The sequence below is a fragment of the Polynucleobacter sp. UK-Mo-2m-Kol15 genome, from assembly GCF_018881505.1.
GTDB lineage: Bacteria > Pseudomonadota > Gammaproteobacteria > Burkholderiales > Burkholderiaceae > Polynucleobacter.
Window position 1 is genome coordinate 1,267,121 of the sequence record NZ_JACVQC010000001.1, and the last position, 20,567, is coordinate 1,287,687.

Annotated in this window: 15 protein-coding genes; 8 read left to right on the plus strand and 7 right to left on the minus strand. The window is 44.9% G+C overall.

Translation table 11 applies throughout. The features are described from left to right. Nucleotides 1-5: 5 nt before the first annotated feature. From glnL to xth, 3 genes are read left to right on the plus strand one after another with little or no spacing between them, the layout of a single operon-like run. Nucleotides 6-1,142 (plus strand): nitrogen regulation protein NR(II), encoded by a 1,137-nt coding sequence (gene glnL / locus ICN43_RS06615; protein WP_216197983.1) that lies wholly within the window; start codon nucleotides 6-8, stop codon nucleotides 1,140-1,142. Beyond that, on the plus strand, nucleotides 1,139-2,590 hold the full coding sequence (ntrC, locus tag ICN43_RS06620) for a nitrogen regulation protein NR(I) (protein ID WP_216197984.1): 1,452 nt from the start codon (nucleotides 1,139-1,141) through the stop codon (nucleotides 2,588-2,590). The genes glnL and ntrC overlap by 4 nt, the downstream gene beginning before the upstream one ends. Further along, nucleotides 2,583-3,428, plus strand: coding sequence for an exodeoxyribonuclease III (gene xth, locus ICN43_RS06625; protein ID WP_216197986.1), 846 nt, complete (start codon nucleotides 2,583-2,585; stop codon nucleotides 3,426-3,428). Before ntrC ends, xth begins: the two co-directional genes overlap by 8 nt. A gap of 4 nt (nucleotides 3,429-3,432) precedes the next feature. Here the strand turns inward: xth and ICN43_RS06630 are convergent, their stop codons facing one another. Genes ICN43_RS06630 through ICN43_RS06645 form a run of 4 tightly spaced genes read right to left on the minus strand, consistent with a single transcriptional unit; the run spans nucleotide 3,433 to nucleotide 9,675 of the window. After that, nucleotides 3,433-5,565, minus strand: coding sequence for a M3 family metallopeptidase (locus ICN43_RS06630; protein ID WP_216197988.1), 2,133 nt, complete (start codon nucleotides 5,563-5,565; stop codon nucleotides 3,433-3,435). Between the two features lie 53 nt (nucleotides 5,566-5,618). Next, nucleotides 5,619-6,473, minus strand: coding sequence for a bifunctional methylenetetrahydrofolate dehydrogenase/methenyltetrahydrofolate cyclohydrolase FolD (gene folD / locus ICN43_RS06635; protein WP_216197990.1), 855 nt, complete (start codon nucleotides 6,471-6,473; stop codon nucleotides 5,619-5,621). Between the two features lie 6 nt (nucleotides 6,474-6,479). After that, nucleotides 6,480-7,127, minus strand: coding sequence for a response regulator transcription factor (locus ICN43_RS06640; protein ID WP_216197992.1), 648 nt, complete (start codon nucleotides 7,125-7,127; stop codon nucleotides 6,480-6,482). A gap of 37 nt (nucleotides 7,128-7,164) precedes the next feature. After that, nucleotides 7,165-9,675, minus strand: coding sequence for a PAS domain-containing sensor histidine kinase (locus ICN43_RS06645; RefSeq protein WP_216197994.1), 2,511 nt, complete (start codon nucleotides 9,673-9,675; stop codon nucleotides 7,165-7,167). A 203-nt stretch (nucleotides 9,676-9,878) separates the two neighbouring features. On the opposite strand from ICN43_RS06645, the gene aceE reads away from it, so the two are divergent. From aceE to lpdA, 3 genes are read left to right on the plus strand one after another with little or no spacing between them, the layout of a single operon-like run. Continuing rightward, nucleotides 9,879-12,575, plus strand: a complete 2,697-nt coding sequence (gene aceE, locus ICN43_RS06650) for a pyruvate dehydrogenase (acetyl-transferring), homodimeric type (RefSeq protein WP_216197996.1) — start codon at nucleotides 9,879-9,881, stop codon at nucleotides 12,573-12,575. Between the two features lie 15 nt (nucleotides 12,576-12,590). Beyond that, nucleotides 12,591-13,889, plus strand: a complete 1,299-nt coding sequence (gene aceF / locus ICN43_RS06655) for a dihydrolipoyllysine-residue acetyltransferase (RefSeq protein ID WP_216197998.1) — start codon at nucleotides 12,591-12,593, stop codon at nucleotides 13,887-13,889. A gap of 9 nt (nucleotides 13,890-13,898) precedes the next feature. After that, a complete protein-coding gene (gene lpdA, locus ICN43_RS06660) occupies nucleotides 13,899-15,683 on the plus strand; it encodes a dihydrolipoyl dehydrogenase (protein WP_216198000.1) in 1,785 nt (594 codons plus the stop codon). Nucleotides 15,684-15,791: 108 nt separating this feature from the next. On the opposite strand, the gene ICN43_RS06665 is transcribed toward lpdA, so the two are convergent. Next, on the minus strand, nucleotides 15,792-16,358 hold the full coding sequence (locus ICN43_RS06665; protein ID WP_216198002.1) for a phasin family protein: 567 nt from the start codon (nucleotides 16,356-16,358) through the stop codon (nucleotides 15,792-15,794). A 206-nt stretch (nucleotides 16,359-16,564) separates the two neighbouring features. Here ICN43_RS06665 and ICN43_RS06670 point away from each other — a divergent pair, with 206 nt between their 5' ends. Together ICN43_RS06670 and ICN43_RS06675 are read left to right on the plus strand one after the other, a co-directional pair. After that, the gene (locus tag ICN43_RS06670) at nucleotides 16,565-17,452 is read left to right on the plus strand and encodes a DMT family transporter (RefSeq protein ID WP_216198004.1); all 888 of its coding nucleotides are present in this window, start codon (nucleotides 16,565-16,567) and stop codon (nucleotides 17,450-17,452) included. A 114-nt stretch (nucleotides 17,453-17,566) separates the two neighbouring features. Continuing rightward, nucleotides 17,567-18,601 carry a serine hydrolase gene (locus tag ICN43_RS06675; RefSeq protein WP_370623166.1) on the plus strand — a complete coding sequence of 345 codons (1,035 nt, stop codon included), beginning with the start codon at nucleotides 17,567-17,569 and terminating at the stop codon, nucleotides 18,599-18,601. 24 nt (nucleotides 18,602-18,625) lie between these two features. On the opposite strand, the gene ICN43_RS06680 is transcribed toward ICN43_RS06675, so the two are convergent. Together ICN43_RS06680 and ICN43_RS06685 are read right to left on the minus strand one after the other, a co-directional pair. Then, entirely contained in the window at nucleotides 18,626-19,444 is an 819-nt protein-coding gene (locus ICN43_RS06680) for an IclR family transcriptional regulator (RefSeq protein ID WP_370623167.1), read from the minus strand. An 84-nt stretch (nucleotides 19,445-19,528) separates the two neighbouring features. Further along, nucleotides 19,529-20,560, minus strand: a complete 1,032-nt coding sequence (locus tag ICN43_RS06685) for a quinone-dependent dihydroorotate dehydrogenase (protein ID WP_216198008.1) — start codon at nucleotides 20,558-20,560, stop codon at nucleotides 19,529-19,531. Nucleotides 20,561-20,567: the final 7 nt, after the last annotated feature.

Below are 20,567 nucleotides of genomic sequence, written 5' to 3' on the forward strand. Positions count from 1 at the left end.
GAGAAATGTTGAGCGCAGGTCTGTTGCGCAATTCGTTCAAAGGGGCAGCTTCGGCTGCTCCTTTTTTTCCGACATTGCTTGATCAGATGCCCAATGCCATTGTGGTATTCGAGGCTGAGAACCAACAATTGGTTTATGTGAACCCTGCCGCAGAGTCTGCGCTGGATCTTTCACGAAAATCACTTGAAGGTCAGTCTGTGCGCGACTTATTTGGATCTAGTGAATCTCTGAATCACATGATTGAAGAAGTAAAAGCAGGGCATTTCTCTGCACAACGCCAAGAGATGGTCTTGCATTCCTTGCCTGGCAGCATTCATCAAGAATCAATTCCTGCTCACGTTGTAGTGGCTAGCCTTGAGGATCCGGCTCTCATTATGATGGAGTGGTTCCCGATTGATCAGCAGTTACGTAGTGAGCGCGATGAACGCGTGACGCAACAAGTTGAAGCAAATAAGCAGTTGATGCGGAACTTAGCACATGAAATTAAAAATCCTTTAGGTGGTATTCGAGGTGCTGCGCAATTGCTAGAGTTCGAACTCCCAGAGAAAGGCTTGCGTGAATACACCCAAGTCATTATCAAGGAATCTGATCGCTTGCAGAACTTGGTAGATAGATTATTGGCGCCACACCGTAAAGCGCATGCCATGGAATTATTTAATGTCCATGAGGCATTAGAGCGTGTTCGTAGCTTAGTATTGGCTGAGTTTCCAAAAGGCTTACGAATTATTCGCAACTATGACACTAGCCTTCCCGAGGTTCTGGGTGATCGTGAGCAACTGATTCAGGCTGTCTTGAACATTGCTCACAATGCTGCTCAAGCGCTTTCAGAAGAAATACAGCAAGGTATTGCTCAAATTGAATTGAAGACGAGGGTAGCTCGTTCTGTCACCATTTCTAAGCAACGCTATAAGATGGCCATGGATTTGCATGTCATTGATAACGGACCCGGTATTCCTGAGGATATTCATGAACGCATATTCTTTCCATTGGTTTCAGGTAGAGACGGTGGTAGCGGTCTTGGTCTAACCTTGGCTCAAACTTTTGTGCAGCAGCATCAAGGCTTCATTGCCTGTGACAGCCGTCCCGGACGGACTGACTTCCATATTCAAATACCTTACCGTAGGCAGGAGAAAGCATTATGAAACCCGTTTGGATCGTTGATGATGATCAATCTATTCGTTGGGTCTTAGAAAAGGCGCTTACACGTGAGAATATTCCTCATAAGAGTTTTTCTAATCCCAATGACGTGCTAAATGCCTTGGAGAAGGATGCTCCACAGGTCCTCATTTCTGATATCCGTATGCCACGTGGCAATGGATTGGATCTCTTGCAAAATGTAAAAGATACTCACCCGATGCTTCCGGTAATTATCATGACCGCTTACTCTGATTTAGATTCAGCGGTTTCATCTTTTCAGGGTGGTGCGTTTGAGTACCTCACTAAGCCCTTCGATATCGATAAAGCTGTTGAGCTTATTCGACGTGCAATGGAGCAGAGTGAGCGCAATCAATCTGGTAATAAAGAGATTAACGGTTGGAGGCAAGATTCAACGGAAATTATTGGTCAAGCGCCAGCAATGCAAGAGGTATTTAGGGCAATTGGTCGACTCGCTCAGTCTCATTCAACAGTTTTAATTACCGGTGAATCCGGTACTGGTAAAGAGTTAGTTGCTCAAGCTTTGCACAAACATAGTCCTCGTGCCAAAGGGCCTTTTGTGTCCTTTAGTACTGCCGCTGTCCCTAAGGATCTCTTGGAGTCGGAATTATTTGGCCATGAGCGTGGAGCTTTTCCTGGCGCACTCACTTTACGTCGTGGTCGCTTTGAGCAGGCAGATGGCGGCACTTTATTCTTAGATGAAATTGGTGATATCCCTTTTGATTTACAAACTCGTCTATTACGGGCTTTAACGGATGGTCATTTTTACCGCGTTGGTGGACAGGATCCCATCAAAGCCAATGTTCGGATTATCGCTTCGACCCATCAAAACTTAGAGGCTCGTGTTACTGCTGGTGCTTTCCGTGAAGATTTATTACACCGCTTAAATGTGATTCGCCTGCGCATGCCGGCATTGCGTGAGCGTGTAGAAGATATTCCGGTATTGGCTCGACACTTTATGTTGTCGTGTGCAAAATCCTTAAATGTTGAGGCTAAAAAACTTTCTGATGATGTTTTAAAGGAAATTGGTGTTATGCCGTTTCCTGGTAATGTTCGCCAACTGGAAAATCTTTGTCATTGGCTTACTGTGATGACGCCATCTAACGTAATTGGGGTAAGTGATTTACCTGCTGAATTTTTGTCAGATGTTGGTGAGCAAGCAGTCCTAGTGCAAGGAGAATCAACATCTTCCGCTCAGCTTACTGTCAGGAGTGCCGCAATAGACTGGGAGAGTGGTTTGGGTCGTCTCACAGTAAAAATGCTTCAGGATGGTGATGCGGGCGTGTATGACGCACTATGTTCTAAATTTGAAAAAGCAGTTCTCCAAGCAGCTCTAGAAGTTACTCGTGGAAGACGTGTGGAGGCTGCACAGCGTCTTGGAATTGGTCGCAACACGATCACTCGAAAATTACAGGAGCTTGGTATTGATGCTTGAATCAGTCAGGATAGCCGCTTGGAATGTGAATTCACTTAAGGTGCGTCTACCCCAAGTACTAAAGTGGTTACAGGATCAAGAGAGAGCAAAAAAACCCATTGATGCTTTGTGTCTTCAGGAGCTCAAGCTGACTGATGATAAGTATCCTCATCAAGAGCTTGAGGAGGCTGGATATATTAGTATTGCTGCTGGCCAAAAGACCTATAACGGAGTGGCGATTATTGCTCGTAAAGCAGCATTAGCTTCCATAGCCACAGATCATGAAACCACTTTTTTAAAGTCCGTTAGAAATATTCCAGGTAATGCTGATGAGCAGCAGCGTATCCTAGCAGCGACAATATCTTTTAAAGGAATGCAGCCGGTTCGCCTCGTATCTGCCTACTTCCCAAATGGACAGTCACTCGATAGCGATAAATTCCAATATAAGTTGGGCTGGTTGCAGGCGTTAGAAAGCTGGCTAACTGCAGAGCTTCAACAGAATTCAAGGCTAGCACTTCTGGGTGATTTCAATATTGCACCCACTGATGAGGATGTTCATGATCCCTCTAAGTGGATTGGCCAGAATCTGGTCTCACCTCAAGAAAGAGAAGCATTTCAGCGCTTATTAAATCTAGGTTTAACGGATTCATTCCGCATGTTTGAGCAAGCGCCTAAATCATTTAGTTGGTGGGATTACCGCATGATGGGTTTCAGAAGAAACGCCGGCATGAGAATCGATCACATTTTGCTAAGTGATGCGCTTAAAGAAAAATGCACTTTGAGCTTGATAGATAAAGAGCCTCGCACATGGGAGCAGCCTTCAGATCATGCTCCAGTCATCGCAGAAATTAAAGCCTAGATCCTCACTGGGTCACTAAGCCACCATGACGAAGTAGGGCATCAATATTGGGCTCACGCCCCCTAAATGCCTTAAATGACTCGGCAGCTGGACGACTTCCTCCCACCTCTAAAATCTCTTGACGATAGCGGATGCCTGTTTTTGCATCGAGGATACTTCCGGTAAGTTTGGCTGCCTCTTCAAAAGCGGAGTAGACATCTGCAGAAAGCACCTCAGCCCATTTGTAGCTGTAATAACCAGCCGCATAACCACCAGCAAAGATATGGCTAAAGGTGTTAATCCAGCGGGAGATAGGCGCCTGTGGAATGATATTGAACTGATCAGCTATCCTTCTGGATACATCAAGGATCGCCTGTCCTTTCGCGCTATTAGGATCAAAGCTCGCATGCAGACGCCAATCAGTTAGCGACATCACAACCTGACGTAGTGTCATGTAGCCATTTTGGAAGTTCTTGGCAGCCAGGATTTTTTCATATAACTCACGGGGAATAGGTTTTCCGGTCTCAGCATGTGCCGTCATTTTTGCTAAGACCTCCCACTCCCAGCAGAAATTTTCCATGAATTGACTTGGCAACTCAACTGCATCCCACTCAACACCATTAATTCCGGAAACACCTAAGGCGCTGACTTGCGTTAATAGGTGGTGTAAACCGTGGCCGCTCTCATGGAACAGGGTGATGACATCATCATGAGTAATGGTTGGTTGGCGCAATATGCCATTTGCCTTTACGGGTGCAGCAAAGTTACAGACTAAATAGGCTACTGGGATCTGAATTTCGCCATTAGGCATCTCGCGTCGGCCGCGCGCGTCATCCATCCAAGCACCACCACGCTTACCAGGGCGAGCATAGGGATCTAGGTAAAAGTAAGCTACCGTATTGCCTATAGAATTTTTTACCTCGAAGGACTGTACATCTGCATGCCAGATTGGAAGATTGGCTTTTTCAATCTTCACCCCAAATAAGGTTTGAATAACTCCAAACAAGCCTTCTAAAACTTTAGGTAAGGGGAAGTATTGTTTCAGCTCATTTTCAGAAAATGCGTAGCGTTCTTGTTTTAATTTCTCAGAAGCATAGGCAATATCCCATGGCTCTAACCCGTCAACAATTGAGAGTTTAGATTTAGCGAACTCAGAAAGCTCCTGCCAGTCTTTAACTGCAAATGGTTTTGCCTTATGCGCAAAGGTTGTCAGGAAGGTGTCGACCTCCTCAACGCTACTGGCCATCTTTGGCGCCAAACTGAGTGCCGCAAAGTTTTTAAAGCCCAGCATACGTGCTTCTTCATCGCGCAGCTTGAGTTGATCAAGCATGATTTGTGTATTGTCCCAATCCAGCTTCCCCTTGGAGTACTGAGGGGCAAGTTCGGAGGCTCTTGTCACATAGGCTTCATACATTAGTCTACGTAGGGACCGATTTTCGGAGTACTGCATTACTGGATAGTAGGATGGAAAGTGCAATGAAAAAGCCCAGCCTTCTAATTGTTTCTGTTGGGCAAGATCAGCTGCCGCCGCGATTACATCTTCGGGCAGGCCCGCTAACTCGCTTTTATCCCTAATCAGATGAACAAAGCTATCTGTTGCGTCTAATACATGATCAGAGAATGCCTTGCCAAGTAAGGCTTGCTCATCTTGAATTTCGGCAAATCGTGGTTTTTGCGAATCTGGCAGCTCGGCGCCACCAAGGCGGAAATCTCTTAATGAATTTTCAATCACCCTTTTTTGTGAACTACTCAACTTCGCAAAGCCAGCACTTTGGCTAAGTTCTTTGAATCTTTGGTAAAGCGCTAAGTTTTGGCCTAGGCTAGCAAAGAATGCGGTTACCTTAGGCATCATTTCACCATAAGCAGCTCTTAGTTCAGCAGTATCTGCAACGCTATTGAGATGTGAAATCACCCCCCAAGATCTGCTTAATGATTCGGTAGCATCCTCAAGGGGTTCAAGTAGATCATTCCAGCTCGCTGGAGTCTTTGGATCGACTGCATGTGCTACCGCTTGTTCGGCATGTTTGAGAAGAAAGTCAATTGCAGGTTCAATGTCTGAGGGCTTAACTTTAGAATAGTCGCAGATACCCCTGCCAAATGCAATTAAGGGATTTTGTTGTAGTTCAGAAGAAGGCTGAAGGAAGATAGATGTAGTCATCCCTCTAGCTTAATGGACTGGGGGCGTTTTTGCCAAAAGTCCCAGTCATTTCCCTAGTGCTTTGCCGCCTTTTCTGCTGCTTCTAGGGTATTCATTAGTAACATAGTGATGGTCATGGGCCCTACACCGCCTGGTACGGGGGTAATCCACCCTGCAACATATTGAGCCGCATCAAAATCCACGTCACCACAGAGCTTGCCATCGGGCATACGATTAATGCCAACGTCGATTACAACTGCTCCGTTCTTCACCATATCGCCAGTAATCATTTTAGGTTTGCCAGTGGCGACAACCAAAATATCCGCATCCTTAGTGTGATGCGCCAAGTCACGGGTCTTGCTATTGCAAATAGTGACTGTTGCGCCTGCTTGTAGCAAGAGCATGGCCATTGGCTTGCCCACAATATTAGAGGCACCCACAATTACAGCACGTGCACCCCGAATCGGGTAATCAATATTCTCTAGCATCTTCATGCAGCCATAGGGAGTGCAGGGTTTAAATTCAGGCTGGCCTACCATTAAGGCGCCAGCATTGGCAACATGGAAACCATCCACATCTTTTTCTGGCGCAATCGCTTCTAGAACGCGCTCAGCAGCAATATGCTCAGGAAGAGGAAGTTGAACCAAAATTCCATGAATAGCAGGGTCTGCATTTAGTGTGGCGATACGTGCAAGTAATTCTTCTTCAGCCAATTCTGCAGAGTAACGCTCAAGTACGGAGTGAAAGCCAACATCCTCGCAGGCTTTCACTTTGTTTCGAACATAAACCTGGCTAGCAGGATTTTCTCCGACCACAATGACAGCTAGGCCTGGTCTTATTCCTTTAGCGGTAACGATTGCACCACGAGCGGTAATTTCCGTACGTAATTTTTTAGAAAGGGCGACGCCGTCGAGTAATTGTGCGGGCATAAGAAATTAGTTTGGTTGTGGGTCTGAGAGTGCTAAGCGAAGAAGATCTGCCACAGTATTGACGTTAAGCTTTTCCATAATGTTAGCGCGGTGCGCCTCAACAGTTTTAATGGAAATGCTAAGATCATCTGCAATTTGCTTGTTTAAGCGCCCCGCAACAATACGTTCAAGGACTTGGCGTTCACGACCGGTTAGTTTGCTAAGAAGACCCTGAGTGATCTTGCGCTGACTTGCTTGTGAGTAATCAATTCGCGCTTTAGCAAGCATGCGATCCACTAGACCGCAAAGATCATTTTCTTTAAAAGGCTTTTCAATAAAATCAACTGCACCACGCTTCATGGTTGAAACTGCCATTGAAACATCGCCGTGCCCAGTGATAAAGGCTACAGGCATTGGCAGATTTTCACTAATTAGACGTTCTTGTAATTCAAGGCCAGACATACCGGACATGCGAACATCAAGAATGGCACAAGAAATCGTTGATTTATCGGTGCTTTGGAGTGATTGCAAAAAACGTTCAGCGCTTGCGTGACAGCGAACAACATAACCATTGCTTTCTAGCAACCAGGTGAGGGAATCACGAACTGCCTCATCGTCGTCTACTACATAAACTACCTCGGCTTGATTGGGTTTAGAAGAAGCACTGATATTCATATTCGCTCTCGCAGATAAATCTAAAAAAATACATAAGTTAGGTATTGTCCTCAGAGCCAGGAGACTCTAAGGGTAATAATATTGTAAAGGTGCAGCCCGATAGCTTGGTATGTTCTGCATCCATCTGATTTTTTGCCCAAAGCCTGCCCTGATGTGACTCAATAACGGATCTGCAAATATTCAAACCCATGCCCATACCATCGTTTTTTGTGCTGAAAAAGGGCTCAAACATCCTCTCAATGACGGATTCAGCAATTCCGGCGCCTGCATCAGTTACCTGGATTCGGAGCATGGCTGGGAAAGTGCTGGTCTCTAGATCAGCTGAAATCTGGACTGGAGGAGCAGACCAGCGTGAGGATAATGGGTAAACCTCTCTTAAGCTGTCTAGAGAATTCTTGAGAAGGTTGACTAGGACCTGCAAAATTAACACTGGATCAAGGTCGATAGAAGGGAGGTTCTCAGCAATTTTAGTGTCAATACTGAGCCGGTGTCGGTGAGCCTCGATCTCTACAAGCCCAACCGCGTCGTTAATTATCTCGCCGATATTGCATGATTTACGTTGTGGTTCGCTGCGTTTAACAAAACCCTTAATGCGTTGAATAATAGTGCCGGCTCTATGTGCTTGGTCAGATGCTTTTTCTAATGCAGGAATAATATCTTTCTGCATCCCAGGATCAAGTTGACCTTGTAAGCGCTTTGCTACCCCATTGCAATAATTAGAAATAGCTGCAAGCGGTTGGTTTAGTTCATGTGCTAATGAGGAGGCCATTTCACCCATGGTAGTTAAGCGACTGGTAAATTGCATCCGCTCTTCTTGTTGTCGAGCCAAATCATCTGCCTCAATTCGAATTGTTATATCCGTAGCAATTAAAAGTTGTGCTAAATGACCATCGACCCAAGGTACAAAACGTCTGCGAACTTCATACCATTTTGTTGCGCCTGTCGACTCGTCGAGCAATTGGATTTCTTCCGATTCAGTTTCTTGGTACATGGATGAGGATTGGGTAACTTCTGGTGAAGTAAGTAGCTTGTTTTGTTTCAAGACGCTGCCAACTAAGTCAAAATGACCTTTACCTGTATTTCCAAAACGTTCTCGATAAAAGCGATTTGCAAATAACAGCTCACCATTTTCATTCGAGACCACTGAAACTGCTGCATCAAGACCTTCAAGTACAGTAATAAATCGCTCTTGTGAAGCTGCCAATTCTTCGCGAATTTTTTTGGGCTCAGAAATATCAATTAATGATGTGACCCAGCCTGTTTGAACACCTTTTTCATTGATTAAAGGTGCGATAAATGTGCGGGTTTGGATAATGGATCCATTGCGGTGCAGAATCGACCCCTCAATTCCAATGCTTTTATCTTGGCTCATGGCAAGTTTGATGGCGGAATTCATTTTTTCAGTGAGCTCGCTCCTTTGATCATCTGGCCAAAATGCAAAAGGCGGGCTCAGGCCGATGAGTTCTTTTGCTGACCAGCCGGTCATCTCGCAAAAAGCAGGATTTACATAGGTAATCGTCTTATTCATGTCATGCGCACGAATACCTACGGGGGTAGAGTTTTCCATTGCGCTGCGAAAATTGGTTTCAGCACGAAGATTTGCTTCAGCCTCTTGACGAACCTGCATTTGCTTGAGTACAGACCATAGACTCCAAATAACGAACGCGCTTAATCCCAAAACTACGCCAATTAACATTCTAAAAGTGAGATTTGTCGCCGGCGGGTAGGTATCAATTCGTAAAACGAGGTTTGGACTAAGTACGCCAATATCGAGGCTAGTCTGATTACTATAAGCACGTTTCGGGGTATTTTTGTCGGATGAAATAGCTAACACTTTCTCATCGTCGGTAATTAGTGTAAATCTATATACACTCTTCAGTTCGCCGGGAATCATCTCCAGCAATCCTTGAGTTGTATAGAGCACCGCTACCATCCCTTTTAGTTCGCCAGCATAAATCTGTGGAACTGTTTGCCAAAATACATTTCGAATTTCTTTTGAGACGACTTCATCGCTGGGTATTTCTATGTTGATGAATTGGCTAAATGCCGGCCTATTCGTAGCAGCGCTCAGCTCAAGTGTTTTTTTGAGTGCCTGGTTAATGGCGTCCGCATTATTTACTTTTTTAAACCAATCGGTTTTTAGATTATCGGGTGGAATTTTCCATTGCTGTTGATATTTTTCATTAACCCAAAAAATTTGTGCAAGTTCATGATTATTTTGTAGGAGTGTTTCTGCTTGATTAATAACGTTATTCCTCACTTGTGCAGAGTCTTGGGAGCTGACGTAGTCGCGCCCAATAGATTGCAGTACATCAGTGTTATTGGAAAATCGCAGTTGGATTCTCTGTTTTGCAAATGACAGCTCTCTAAATAATGCCGCCTCTTGTTGGTTTTTTTCTTGAAGCTGGAGGGTGCCCATGATGACACCCATTACCACCGTAAATAGAACAATGGCAATTAATGGTGTGTAGACAAGTTTGAATCTCCGAATTTGACGGATCCACTTTACGGGCTTCAGCTGCCAGATTGAAAATGCAAATTTTTTCATGTAATAGCCTTATTTTGCCCTATAGAGTGCTTACTTCCGTCATTTAATGGCTATCTGGCAATGTATATGCAATGCAACAAAATATCATATAGTGATAAATATTATCATTATGTGGAAAATTGCTTGTTTACACCCATATACCTTCCTAGAATATTGCCTATAGAGTTAAAAGATAAGAACGATGTTAATAATGGAGGCAGTTTATGGCAGCAGTTCCAGATCAAATTTTGGGTAGTGCAGGAAAGCAAGATGCGGATCCAATTGAAACCCAAGAGTGGTTACAGGCCCTAGATGGGGTCATACGGAATGAAGGCGCAGAGCGTGCCGCTTTTCTAATTGACCAGCAAATTTCTCATGCTCGAGTCAATGGAGTTAATCAAGCATTCCATGCAGAAACTCCTTACATTAATACCATCCCTGTGGAGCAGCAGGCACGACTACCAGGCGATCAAAATATTGAACATCGCATTCGTTCATATACACGGTGGAATGCAATGGCAATGGTTTTGCGTGCCAATAAAGATACCAACGTTGGTGGGCATATTTCATCCTTCCAATCCGCAGCCACTTTGTACGATGTTGGCTTTAATCATTTTTGGCATGCCCCGTCTCCAGAGCATGGCGGAGACTTGATTTTTGTTCAGGGACACTCAGCCCCTGGTATCTACGCCCGCGCTTATATGCTTGGTAGATTATCGGATGATCAACTCAATAATTTCCGTCAAGAAGTTGGTGGCAAGGGAATCTCAAGCTATCCACATCCATGGTTGATGCCAGATTTCTGGCAGTTCCCAACAGTATCAATGGGCCTTGGCCCCATTATGGCTATTTATCAAGCCCGTTTTATGCGCTACATGCAGGACCGCGGATTCATTAAGGATGAAGGTCGCAAAGTTTGGGCATTCTTAGGTGACGGTGAAACTGATGAGCCGGAGTCACTTGGTGCAATTGGAATGGCCGGCCGAGAAAAACTAGATAACCTGATTTTTGTGGTGAACTGCAACTTGCAGCGTCTTGATGGTCCTGTACGTGGCAACGGAAAGATTATTCAAGAGCTGGAAAGCGAGTTTCGTGGTGCTGGCTGGAATGTGATTAAGGTAGTGTGGGGTGGCCACTGGGATGCCTTATTCGCTCGCGATAAAAAAGGTATCTTAATGCAACGTCTCGGTGAAATCGTAGATGGGCAATACCAAACGATGAAATCCAAAAATGGCGCTTACGTCCGTGAAGCTGTATTCAACACACCAGATCTAAAAGCATTGGTAAGCGACTGGAGTGACGACGAGATTTGGAATTTGAATCGTGGTGGTCATGACCCTCACAAAGTATTTGCAGCATTTCATTCTGCTGTAAATCACAAGGACCAACCTACGGTCATATTAGCTCACACTGTAAAGGGTCATGGTATGGGTGGCTCAGGTGAGGCAATGAATATTGCGCACCAAGCTAAAAAGATGAACGTAGATGATGTACGTGGTTTTCGAGACCGCTTTGAGATCCCACTTAAAGATGAGCAACTAGATGAATTGCCTTTGCTGAAGTTTGCCGACGGCAGTCCGGAGCTCGACTACATGAAAGCCCGCCGCCAAGAGTTGGGTGGTTACCTACCACAGCGTCGTATGAAGGCTGAGAGCTTGCCAGTTCCGGCGCTTGATGTATTTGCACCATTGTTAGAGGCAACATCAGAAGGTCGTGAGATTTCAACAACGATGGCTTTTGTGCGCATCCTCAACACAATCGTTCGTGACAAGATTCTAGGTAAGAGGGTGGTTCCTATTGTTCCTGATGAATCCCGCACCTTTGGCATGGAAGGCATGTTCCGCCAACTTGGTATATGGCACCAATTGGGCCAGCTTTACACCCCGGAAGATCATGACCAATTGATGTTCTATAAAGAAGATAAGAACGGCCAGATTTTGCAAGAGGGCATCAATGAGGCGGGCGGTATGTGCGATTGGATCGCTGCTGCAACCTCATACTCAACCCATGGTGTACCGATGTTGCCTTTCTACATCTTCTACTCCATGTTTGGTTTCCAGCGTATTGGCGACCTCTGTTGGGCTGCAGGCGATATGCGTAGTCGTGGTTTCTTATTAGGTGGTACTGCCGGTAGAACAACTTTGAATGGCGAAGGCCTTCAACATGAAGATGGCCATAGTCAGGTTTGGAGTGCAGCCATTCCAAATTGTATTAGCTACGATCCTTCCTTTTCATTTGAAGTAGCGGTAGTGATTCAGGATGGTATGCGCCGCATGCTGACTGAGCAGGAAGACGTGTACTACTACATTACATTAATGAATGAGAACTATGCTCATCCCGCAATGCCAAAAGGCGCAGAGCAAGACATCATCAAGGGCATGTATAAACTCAACTCCGTTGGGGATGCTAATGCAAAATTACGTGTGCAACTCTTAGGTTCAGGCACGATATTCCGTGAAGTAATTGAGGCTGCAGAAATCTTGCATCAGGATTGGGGCGTTGCTTCTGACTTGTGGGGATGCCCAAGCTTTACAGAATTAGGTCGTGATTGGAATGCAGTTCATCGTAGCAATCTTCTTAATCCAACTGGAGTACCTACTTTATCTCATGTGGAGAAGTGCCTCAAAGATACTTCGGGTCCAATTGTGGCCGCTACTGACTATGTGCGTTTATTTGCAGAGCAAATTCGCCCAGCAATTCAGCATATGGGTCGTCGTTTTGAGGTGTTGGGTACCGATGGTTTTGGTCGCTCGGATACACGCGAGAAATTACGTGATTTCTTTGAAGTAGATCGTCGCTGGGTTGTAATAACTGCTCTGCGTTCTCTGGTTGATGCAGGTCAACTTGACCGTCAAAAGCTAGCCGAAGCGATTAAGAAATATGAAATTGATATCACTAAACCAAACCCAATGATGGTTTGATAAGAGACTGAGAATATGAGCCAATTAATTGATATTAAAGTCCCAGACATTGGGGATTACAAAGATGTGCCTGTCATTGAGGTATTGGTAAAAGCCGGCGACCTTGTTGAAAAAGAGCAGTCGATTGTTGTTCTCGAGTCAGATAAGGCAACTATGGATGTCCCCTCATCTCACTCTGGCGTGGTGAAAGAGGTCAAAGTTAAAGTAGGTGATTCAATATCAGAGGGTGCTATCGTTCTGATTCTAGAAGAGAGCGGATCCGCAGCAACTCCAGCCTCCGCTCCAGCAGTGGTAAAAGCTGAGCCTGCAGCAACTCCAGCCCCAAAAGCAGAGCCACCAATTGTGCGTGCGCCAGCACCACCTCCAGTTAGCAATACTCCTGTTGAAATTGATCCAACGGCCAGTCACGCCAGTCCTTCCGTGCGTAAATTTGCTCGCGAGCTTGGCGTTACTGTGCATCAAGTTATAGGCTCCGGTCCTAAAGGCAGAATTACTCAAGAAGATGTGCAGGCTTTTGTAAAAGCTGCAATGAGTGGAGGGGCTGGTAATGGATCAAATACATCAGGTGGAAGCCTGGGTGGTTTGAATTTGATTCCATGGCCAAAAGTGGATTTCTCAAAATTTGGTGCTACAGAGCGCCAGCCATTAAATCGTATTAAGAAGCTGACTGCCGCAAACCTCGGCCGTAACTGGGTCATGATTCCTGCTGTGACTTACCACGAAGATGCAGACATTACCGATCTCGAGGCATTTCGAGTTCTCACGAATAAAGAGAATGAAAAGCAAGGCCTCAAAATCACGATGTTGGCTTTCTTAATGAAGGCCGCTGTTGCTGCACTTAAAAAATACCCTGAGTTCAATAGCTCGATAGATGGCGATGACTTGGTGTTGAAAAAGTATTTCAATATTGCGTTTGCTGCTGATACGCCAAATGGCTTAGTTGTTCCCGTGATTCGTGATGCTGATAAGAAAGGTATCTTCGAGCTTGCGCGTGAAACTTCAGAGTTGGCTGCACTAGCCCGTGACGGTAAATTAAAGCCCGATCAGATGCAGGGTGCTAGCTTCACCATTTCTTCGTTGGGTGGTATTGGTGGGACCTATTTCTCGCCAATTGTTAATGCACCAGAGGTAGCCATTTTAGGTGTCAGCAAGGCTGCCATGAAACCAGTTTGGGATGGTAAGCAATTTGTACCGCGCTTGATTTGTCCCTTGTCATTAAGCGCTGATCATCGCGTCATTGATGGTGCTTTGGCAACTCGTTTTAACGTCTATATTGCTCAGCTGATGTCGGACTTCCGTCGCGCAGCGTTATAAGGAGAAGATGTGGCTAAGCAAATAATTCTTGTTCCAGATATTGGTGACTACTCAGATATTCCGGTTATTGAAGTTTTAATCAAAGTCGGTGATGTCATTGAAAAAGAGCAGCCATTGCTCGTTCTGGAGTCTGACAAGGCTACTATGGAGGTTCCTGCTGATACTGCTGGAACTATTTTGAGCATTGCTGTTAAAGCTGGAGATAAAGTTAGTAAAGGTAGCATCGTTGCTGAAATCGAAGCGGGGGCGGCTGCTGAGGCTAAACCGTCTACCTCGATAGCGGCACCGGCTGCAGCTCCACTAGCTGCACCCGTTATCAGCGCCCCAATCACTGGCCAATACAATGGCAAAGTGGATCATGAGTGTGAAGTGCTTGTTTTAGGTGCTGGGCCAGGCGGTTACAGTGCTGCATTCCGAAGTGCAGATCTCGGAATGGACACTATTTTAATAGAGCGTTACGCAACTTTAGGTGGCGTTTGCTTAAACGTAGGTTGCATTCCATCAAAAGCTTTGCTTCACACAACTGCAGTAATGGATGAAGTTAAGACGATGTCTAAGCATGGCATTAGTTATGGCTCTCCTAAAATTGAAATTGATCAACTCCGTGGCTATAAAGATTCAGTCATTGCTAAGTTAACAGGCGGATTGGCTGGCATGGCCAAGGCACGTAAAGTTGCTGTAGTGCGTGGATTGGGCCGTTTTTTAGATGCGAATCACGTTGAAGTTGAACTCACAAAAGGGGATGGTCAGGAGTTAACAGGCGATAAGCAAGTAGTTCGCTTTCAAAAGGCGATTATTGCAGCTGGTAGTCAGCCGGTAAAGCTGCCATTCTTACCTGAAGATCCACGAATTGTAGATAGTACAGGCGCCTTATTGCTCAAGAGCATTCCAAAGCGCATGCTAGTCATTGGAGGCGGCATCATTGGATTGGAGATGGCTACCGTCTACAGTACCCTCGGCTCACGGATTGATATCGCTGAAATGATGGATGGACTAATGGCCGGCGCAGATCGAGATTTAGAAAAGGTTTGGGAGAAATTTAATGCTGGGCGTTTTGAAAACATCATGCTCAAGACCCGTGCATCTAAAGCTGAAGTGAAGTCTGATGGTATTCAGATCAGCTTCGAAGGTGAGGGTGCTCCCTCAGAACCTCAGACTTACGACTTAGTATTGGTTGCAGTTGGACGCACACCGAATGGCAAGAAAATTGATGCATCTGCTGCCGGAGTCATTGTTGATGAGCGAGGTTTTATTCCGGTCGACAATCAAATGCGCACTAATGTAAATCACATCTTTGCAATTGGCGATATTGTTGGCCAACCAATGCTAGCTCATAAAGCTGTTCATGAGGGCCATGTTGCAGCTGAAGTTGCTGCCGGTGAAAAATCATATTTTGATGCCAAGCAAATTCCTTCTGTTGCTTACACCGATCCAGAAGTGGCTTGGGCTGGTTTAACAGAAGAGCAATGCAAGGCCAAGGGAATAGCTTACGAAAAAGGATTATTCCCATGGGCTGCGAGCGGCAGAGCGATAGCTAATGGAAGGGATGAAGGATTTACCAAGCTGATTTTTGATGCTGCAAGTAAGCGCATTATTGGTGGTGGAATTGTTGGTACACATGCCGGTGATTTAATCGGTGAAGTGTGCCTTGCTATTGAGATGGGTGCCGATGCTGTTGATATTGGTAAAACTATTCATCCACACCCCACCTTAGGTGAGTCTGTTGGTTTAGCTGCAGAGGCTGCTCATGGTCACTGCACTGACTTACCTCCGGTAAAGAAGAAAGCACATTAAGTCCTTTACATTTTTTTTGGATAAGAAAAAGCCCCGATCAGTCGGGGCTTTTTTAATTCTTGAAATTACATCATAAAAAATGCATTAGTTATTTTCGATTACTTTGTATTACTTTTTCTTGGAGGCTTTGCTTGCAGGCTTGCTAGCAGATTTCATTGTTTTCTCAACTGTACTACTGGCATTACTGAGATTAGTTTCTGCAAGCTCTACCGCATGCTTTACTGCTTTTTGACTTGTCTCAAACACATTATTAGCTGAAGCAATGGCCTGCTTCATCGCGTTAACTGCAGCATCGGATCCTGCCGGCGCATTCTTTGTCCAATCTTCTACTAATGCAGCAATCTTTTTTTGGCCAGCCTGAAATTCTTGTTCGGCAGACTTCGTAAAGCTGGCTTGGGTCTCATGAGCCAACTCATATAGGTGACGACTGTAGGCCATAATTTTTTCAGCCATTGGTTGTACAGCCTCTGCTTGATGGGCAAGCAATTGTTGAACATCTTTTATTTCCAATGCTTTCTTTGCGCTACTCATACTTTCGCCCAAGCTTTGCTTAGCTATGTGCATATTGAGCTCTACTAATTTCTCAATGCTTTTAAAGGCTTGGTTTGTTAGTCCACTCAAAGTTTCTAAATTAGCCTTTTGAGCTGCTGCGATTTGTTCAGGTGTTAAGTTCATTTGATTCCTTTTATTCCTACTTTATCTATTCAGCCACTATGAGCCTTATCTCCAAATAGGCAAGTATTTTAAGCACCATTTTACAGCATAAATGGTGCGTTGCAACAATAATGACAAGTATCCAAGTACTAATCAAGAGTGACGTGTACAAATAAGCCTAAAATCGTAGATTAAATAAAAAACTCCATATTTTCAATAAGTTAACCATGAGCTTGAAGTTAGACAGCCTAATTGCACCCATATTTGTTTTGATATGGAGTACCGGCTTTGTCATTGCGCGATTGGCCATGCCATATGTAGAGCCGGCAACATTCTTATTTTGGCGATTTGTGGGTGTCTTAATGGCTATGGCCTGCCTTAGTCTCGTTTGGAGAATAAGTTGGCCAAGCAGATCGCAAATGAAGCATATTGCCATCGCTGGGATATTGCTGCAATTTGGCTACCTCTTGGGTGTTTGGTTTGCCGTCAGACTGGGAATGACTGCTGGGTTAGTGGCAATCATTGTGGGTTTACAGCCCATCTTAACCGCTTGGTTTGCGGCCTGGGTCTCTGAGAAAGTGACTGGACGCCAGTGGATTGGCTTAGCCTTTGGGTTTACAGGCGTAGCCTTTGTGGTTGTAGAAAAAATTGGCTTTGCGCACATTCCTTTCCTTAGTTATGTTCTTGCATTTGCTGGTTTGCTGTCTATTACCTTTGGAACGCTCTATCAAAAGAAGTTCTGTCCAGTATTTGATCTTCGTGCTGGCTCATCAATTCAATTTGGCGTATCAGCCATACTATGCTTTGCCTGTATGTATTACTTCGAATCTGGAGTGATGGTGTGGAATGCCTCTGTTATCGGAGCTTTGCTTTGGGCGATCTTTCCTCTATCGATCGGATCCATTAGCCTACTCTTTATGATGATTCGCAAGGGTGCGGCTACCAAGGTAACTAGCCTTCTCTATTTAACACCTCCAACAACTGCTGCGATGGCTTGGTTTTTATTTGATGAGCCTTTTACTTTAATGATGGCGTCTGGTCTCTTGCTGACTATGGCCGGAGTTATGCTAGTAAATCGCGGGAGTACCAGAGTCGTTGCTACGATTGCCGAGTAGGTTTAAGTTATTGTCAAGCATTTTTATTCATGATTTTAATAATTACTACATAGAGTCAAAAGTTATTTATCATTCAGTATGTTAAAAATTTCGGAAGGTTTTTTGGGGATGTATTTGAATCGATTTTGGCTCATCACTTTAGTTGGACTAATGTCATTTGGTGTGGCCAGTTCGTTTCAGGTAAGTGCAGCCAATAACGATTCCAAAACTTCGAAGACATCTAATTCATCACCCAAGAAAACTACCAAAGTAGAAGTAAAGAAGGTAGCAAAATCTACTAAGAAATCCAAAACAGTACGCACTACTGTGACCCGCTCAAGTGATCCAGTTGTAGCAGCAAGACCCTCATTTGCCACCGCCTTAGGCTTAAGGGGTCAACATGATGATCTCAGCTTGAAATCGAGTGTTGCGATGGTTGTTAATCAAGATACTAAAGATGTATATTTTGAAAAAAATTCCTCCGTCAGCTTGCCTATTGCTTCTATTACCAAGTTGATGACGGCAATGGTTGTGCTTGACTCTAAATTACCCCTCGATGAAACCTTGGTAATCAATGCAGAGGATGTCAATATTTATCGAACTTCCCGCCTTGTTGGTGGAACTATCTTAACCAGAGAAGAAGCTTTGCTACTGTCTTTGATGTCTTCAGAGAATCGTGCTGCTTATACCTTAGGTCGTAATTACCCAGGAGGTATTTCTGCCTTTGTTGATGCCATGAACCGCAAGGCCAAGGAAATTGGTATGAACCATTCCCACTTTGCAGATCCCACCGGCCTCAAGAGCGAGAATGTAGCATCGGCTGAAGATCTTGCGCGTCTGCTCAGCGCCGCTTATCAATATAAAGTAATTCGTGATTTTTCTACCTGGCCAGATCTGACAATGGTGATTGCTAAACGTCCGCAAAAGTTCTTAAACACCAATCGTTTGGTGCGAGCTGGCGATATGAATATCGGCTTACAAAAAACAGGTTTTATTAATGCTGCAGGCAAGTGCTTAGTCATGCAGGCTCGAGTCAATAACACGCCTTTGTTACTGATTTTCTTGGATTCTGTTGGATCACAATCGCGGTTTGCTGACGCTGTGAGAGTGCGTGATTGGTATGAGCGTATGCCCTCGGGAGAGCCTCATGCAATTCGTCGTTTAATGTAATTACATTCCCAAATGATTTGGGCATTAGGCTTTAGGATCACTAACTTTGGGTTTGTAGCCCATTCCTTTGGATATCTGCAGGGCAGTATCCTGTAATAGCTTTAACCAGTCAGCCTGTATTCGATCCGTGGGTGAGCTCAATGAGAGGCCTGCTACCAACTTCCCACTGTCGTCAAAAATCTCAGCAGCTACACAACTTACACCTAATTCTAATTCTTCATTGTCACGCGCGTGGCCTAGTTTGCGAACTTGATTGAGTTCAGCATCCAACTTTCCGAGGTCTGTAATGCTGTTTCTCGTGTGCCCAGCCAGGCCGGTACGGGTGACATAAGCTCGGACTTGATTTGGGTCGTCACTAGCCAAAAATAATTTACCTACTGATGTGAGGTGGAGTGGTGCGCGTCCACCAATGGCGCGTACAACCTGCATCCCAGAGCGTTCACTATAGGCTCGATCAATGTAAACAATTTCGTCACCTTGTCTGACCGAAAGATTAATAGTCTCGCCAGTTAACTTATGCAGGGCACGCATTGGGGCTTGTGCAGCTTCTCGGACAGATAAGCGGGCTTTAACTAGGTTACCAAGCTCAAGTAACTTTAGTCCTAGTCGGTAGGTACCACCATCTCCTCGCTCAACGAGGCGACAGGCTACAAGGTCATTGAGGATTCGGTGAGCTGTAGATGGGTGTAGATCAGTTTCTTCGGCAAGATTTTTAAGGCTGGTTGAGTCTTCGTGGACAGCTAATGCATCGAGTAGGTTCATCATGCGCTCAACTACCTGGATAGCTGTTTTGCCAGCTTCACCAGGAGCTTTAGGCATTTTTTCTGTTTTGCTTGATGTCATGCTATCAATTGTAGCGATTTTTAGTGAAATTGCACAATATGAAATATGGTTTGAATGATTGCCTACTTCCTAGCCCTTAGAAAGCTACTTTTTCAATTTAGCAGCACACTCAGCAATTAGGTTTGGACCTCGATAGATTAGGCCGCTATAGATTTGTACTAGAGATGCTCCAGCAGATATCTTTTCTAATGCATCTGCACCAGAAAGGATGCCTCCAACGCCAATAATCGGAATAGCATTGCCAAGATGCTGTTTTAGGTTCATAACCACCTCGGTAGAGGCATTACGAACTGGTGCACCAGATAAGCCTCCCAATTCTTCTCCAAACTGAAGGCCTTTAACAGCGTCTCGCGCAATGGTTGTATTTGTAGCAATAATTGCATCGATCTTAAATTCAAGCAATAGTTCTGCAATAAGTTTTATATCGCTTTGATTAAGATCGGGTGCTATTTTTAAAAACAGGGGCTTGCGAATACCGTACTTGTCAGAAAGCGCCTCTCGCGCTAAATGCAGAGAGCCAAGTAAAGAGCGCAGCATATCCTCTTCTTGGAGTGCTCGTAAATTGTGGGTATTCGGAGATGAGATATTGACAGTAATGTAAGAGGCAACCTCATAGACTGCCTCCATTGCTGAGACGTAATCGCTCGCAGCATCCTCAATTGGTGTGCTGGCATTCTTGCCAATATTTAAGCCAACAATGCCACCATTTTGCCAATAAGCAGAATTGCGTACACGTTTTACACAAGCATCGACACCATCATTATTAAATCCCATCCGATTAATGAGTGCTTGAGCTTGGGGTAGGCGAAACATACGCGGTTTTGGATTGCCGGGTTGCGGCTTTGGGGTGACTGTACCAATTTCTAAAAAACCAAAACCTAGGGATCCCAAGGCATCAATATGTTTACCGTCTTTATCGAGACCTGCAGCGAGACCAACTGGGTTTGGAAAGGTGATGCCGCACAGATGACGGGGATCTGGAACAGGCTGCTTGATTAAGCAGCGCAGCAAACCCCAGCGCTCTGCGCGATCTAGGTTATTCAGAGTGATGTTATGAGCCCGCTCAGGGTCTAAAGAAAAGAGCCAGGGGCGTAAAAGGGAATAGCTATCGATCATGGGTAGA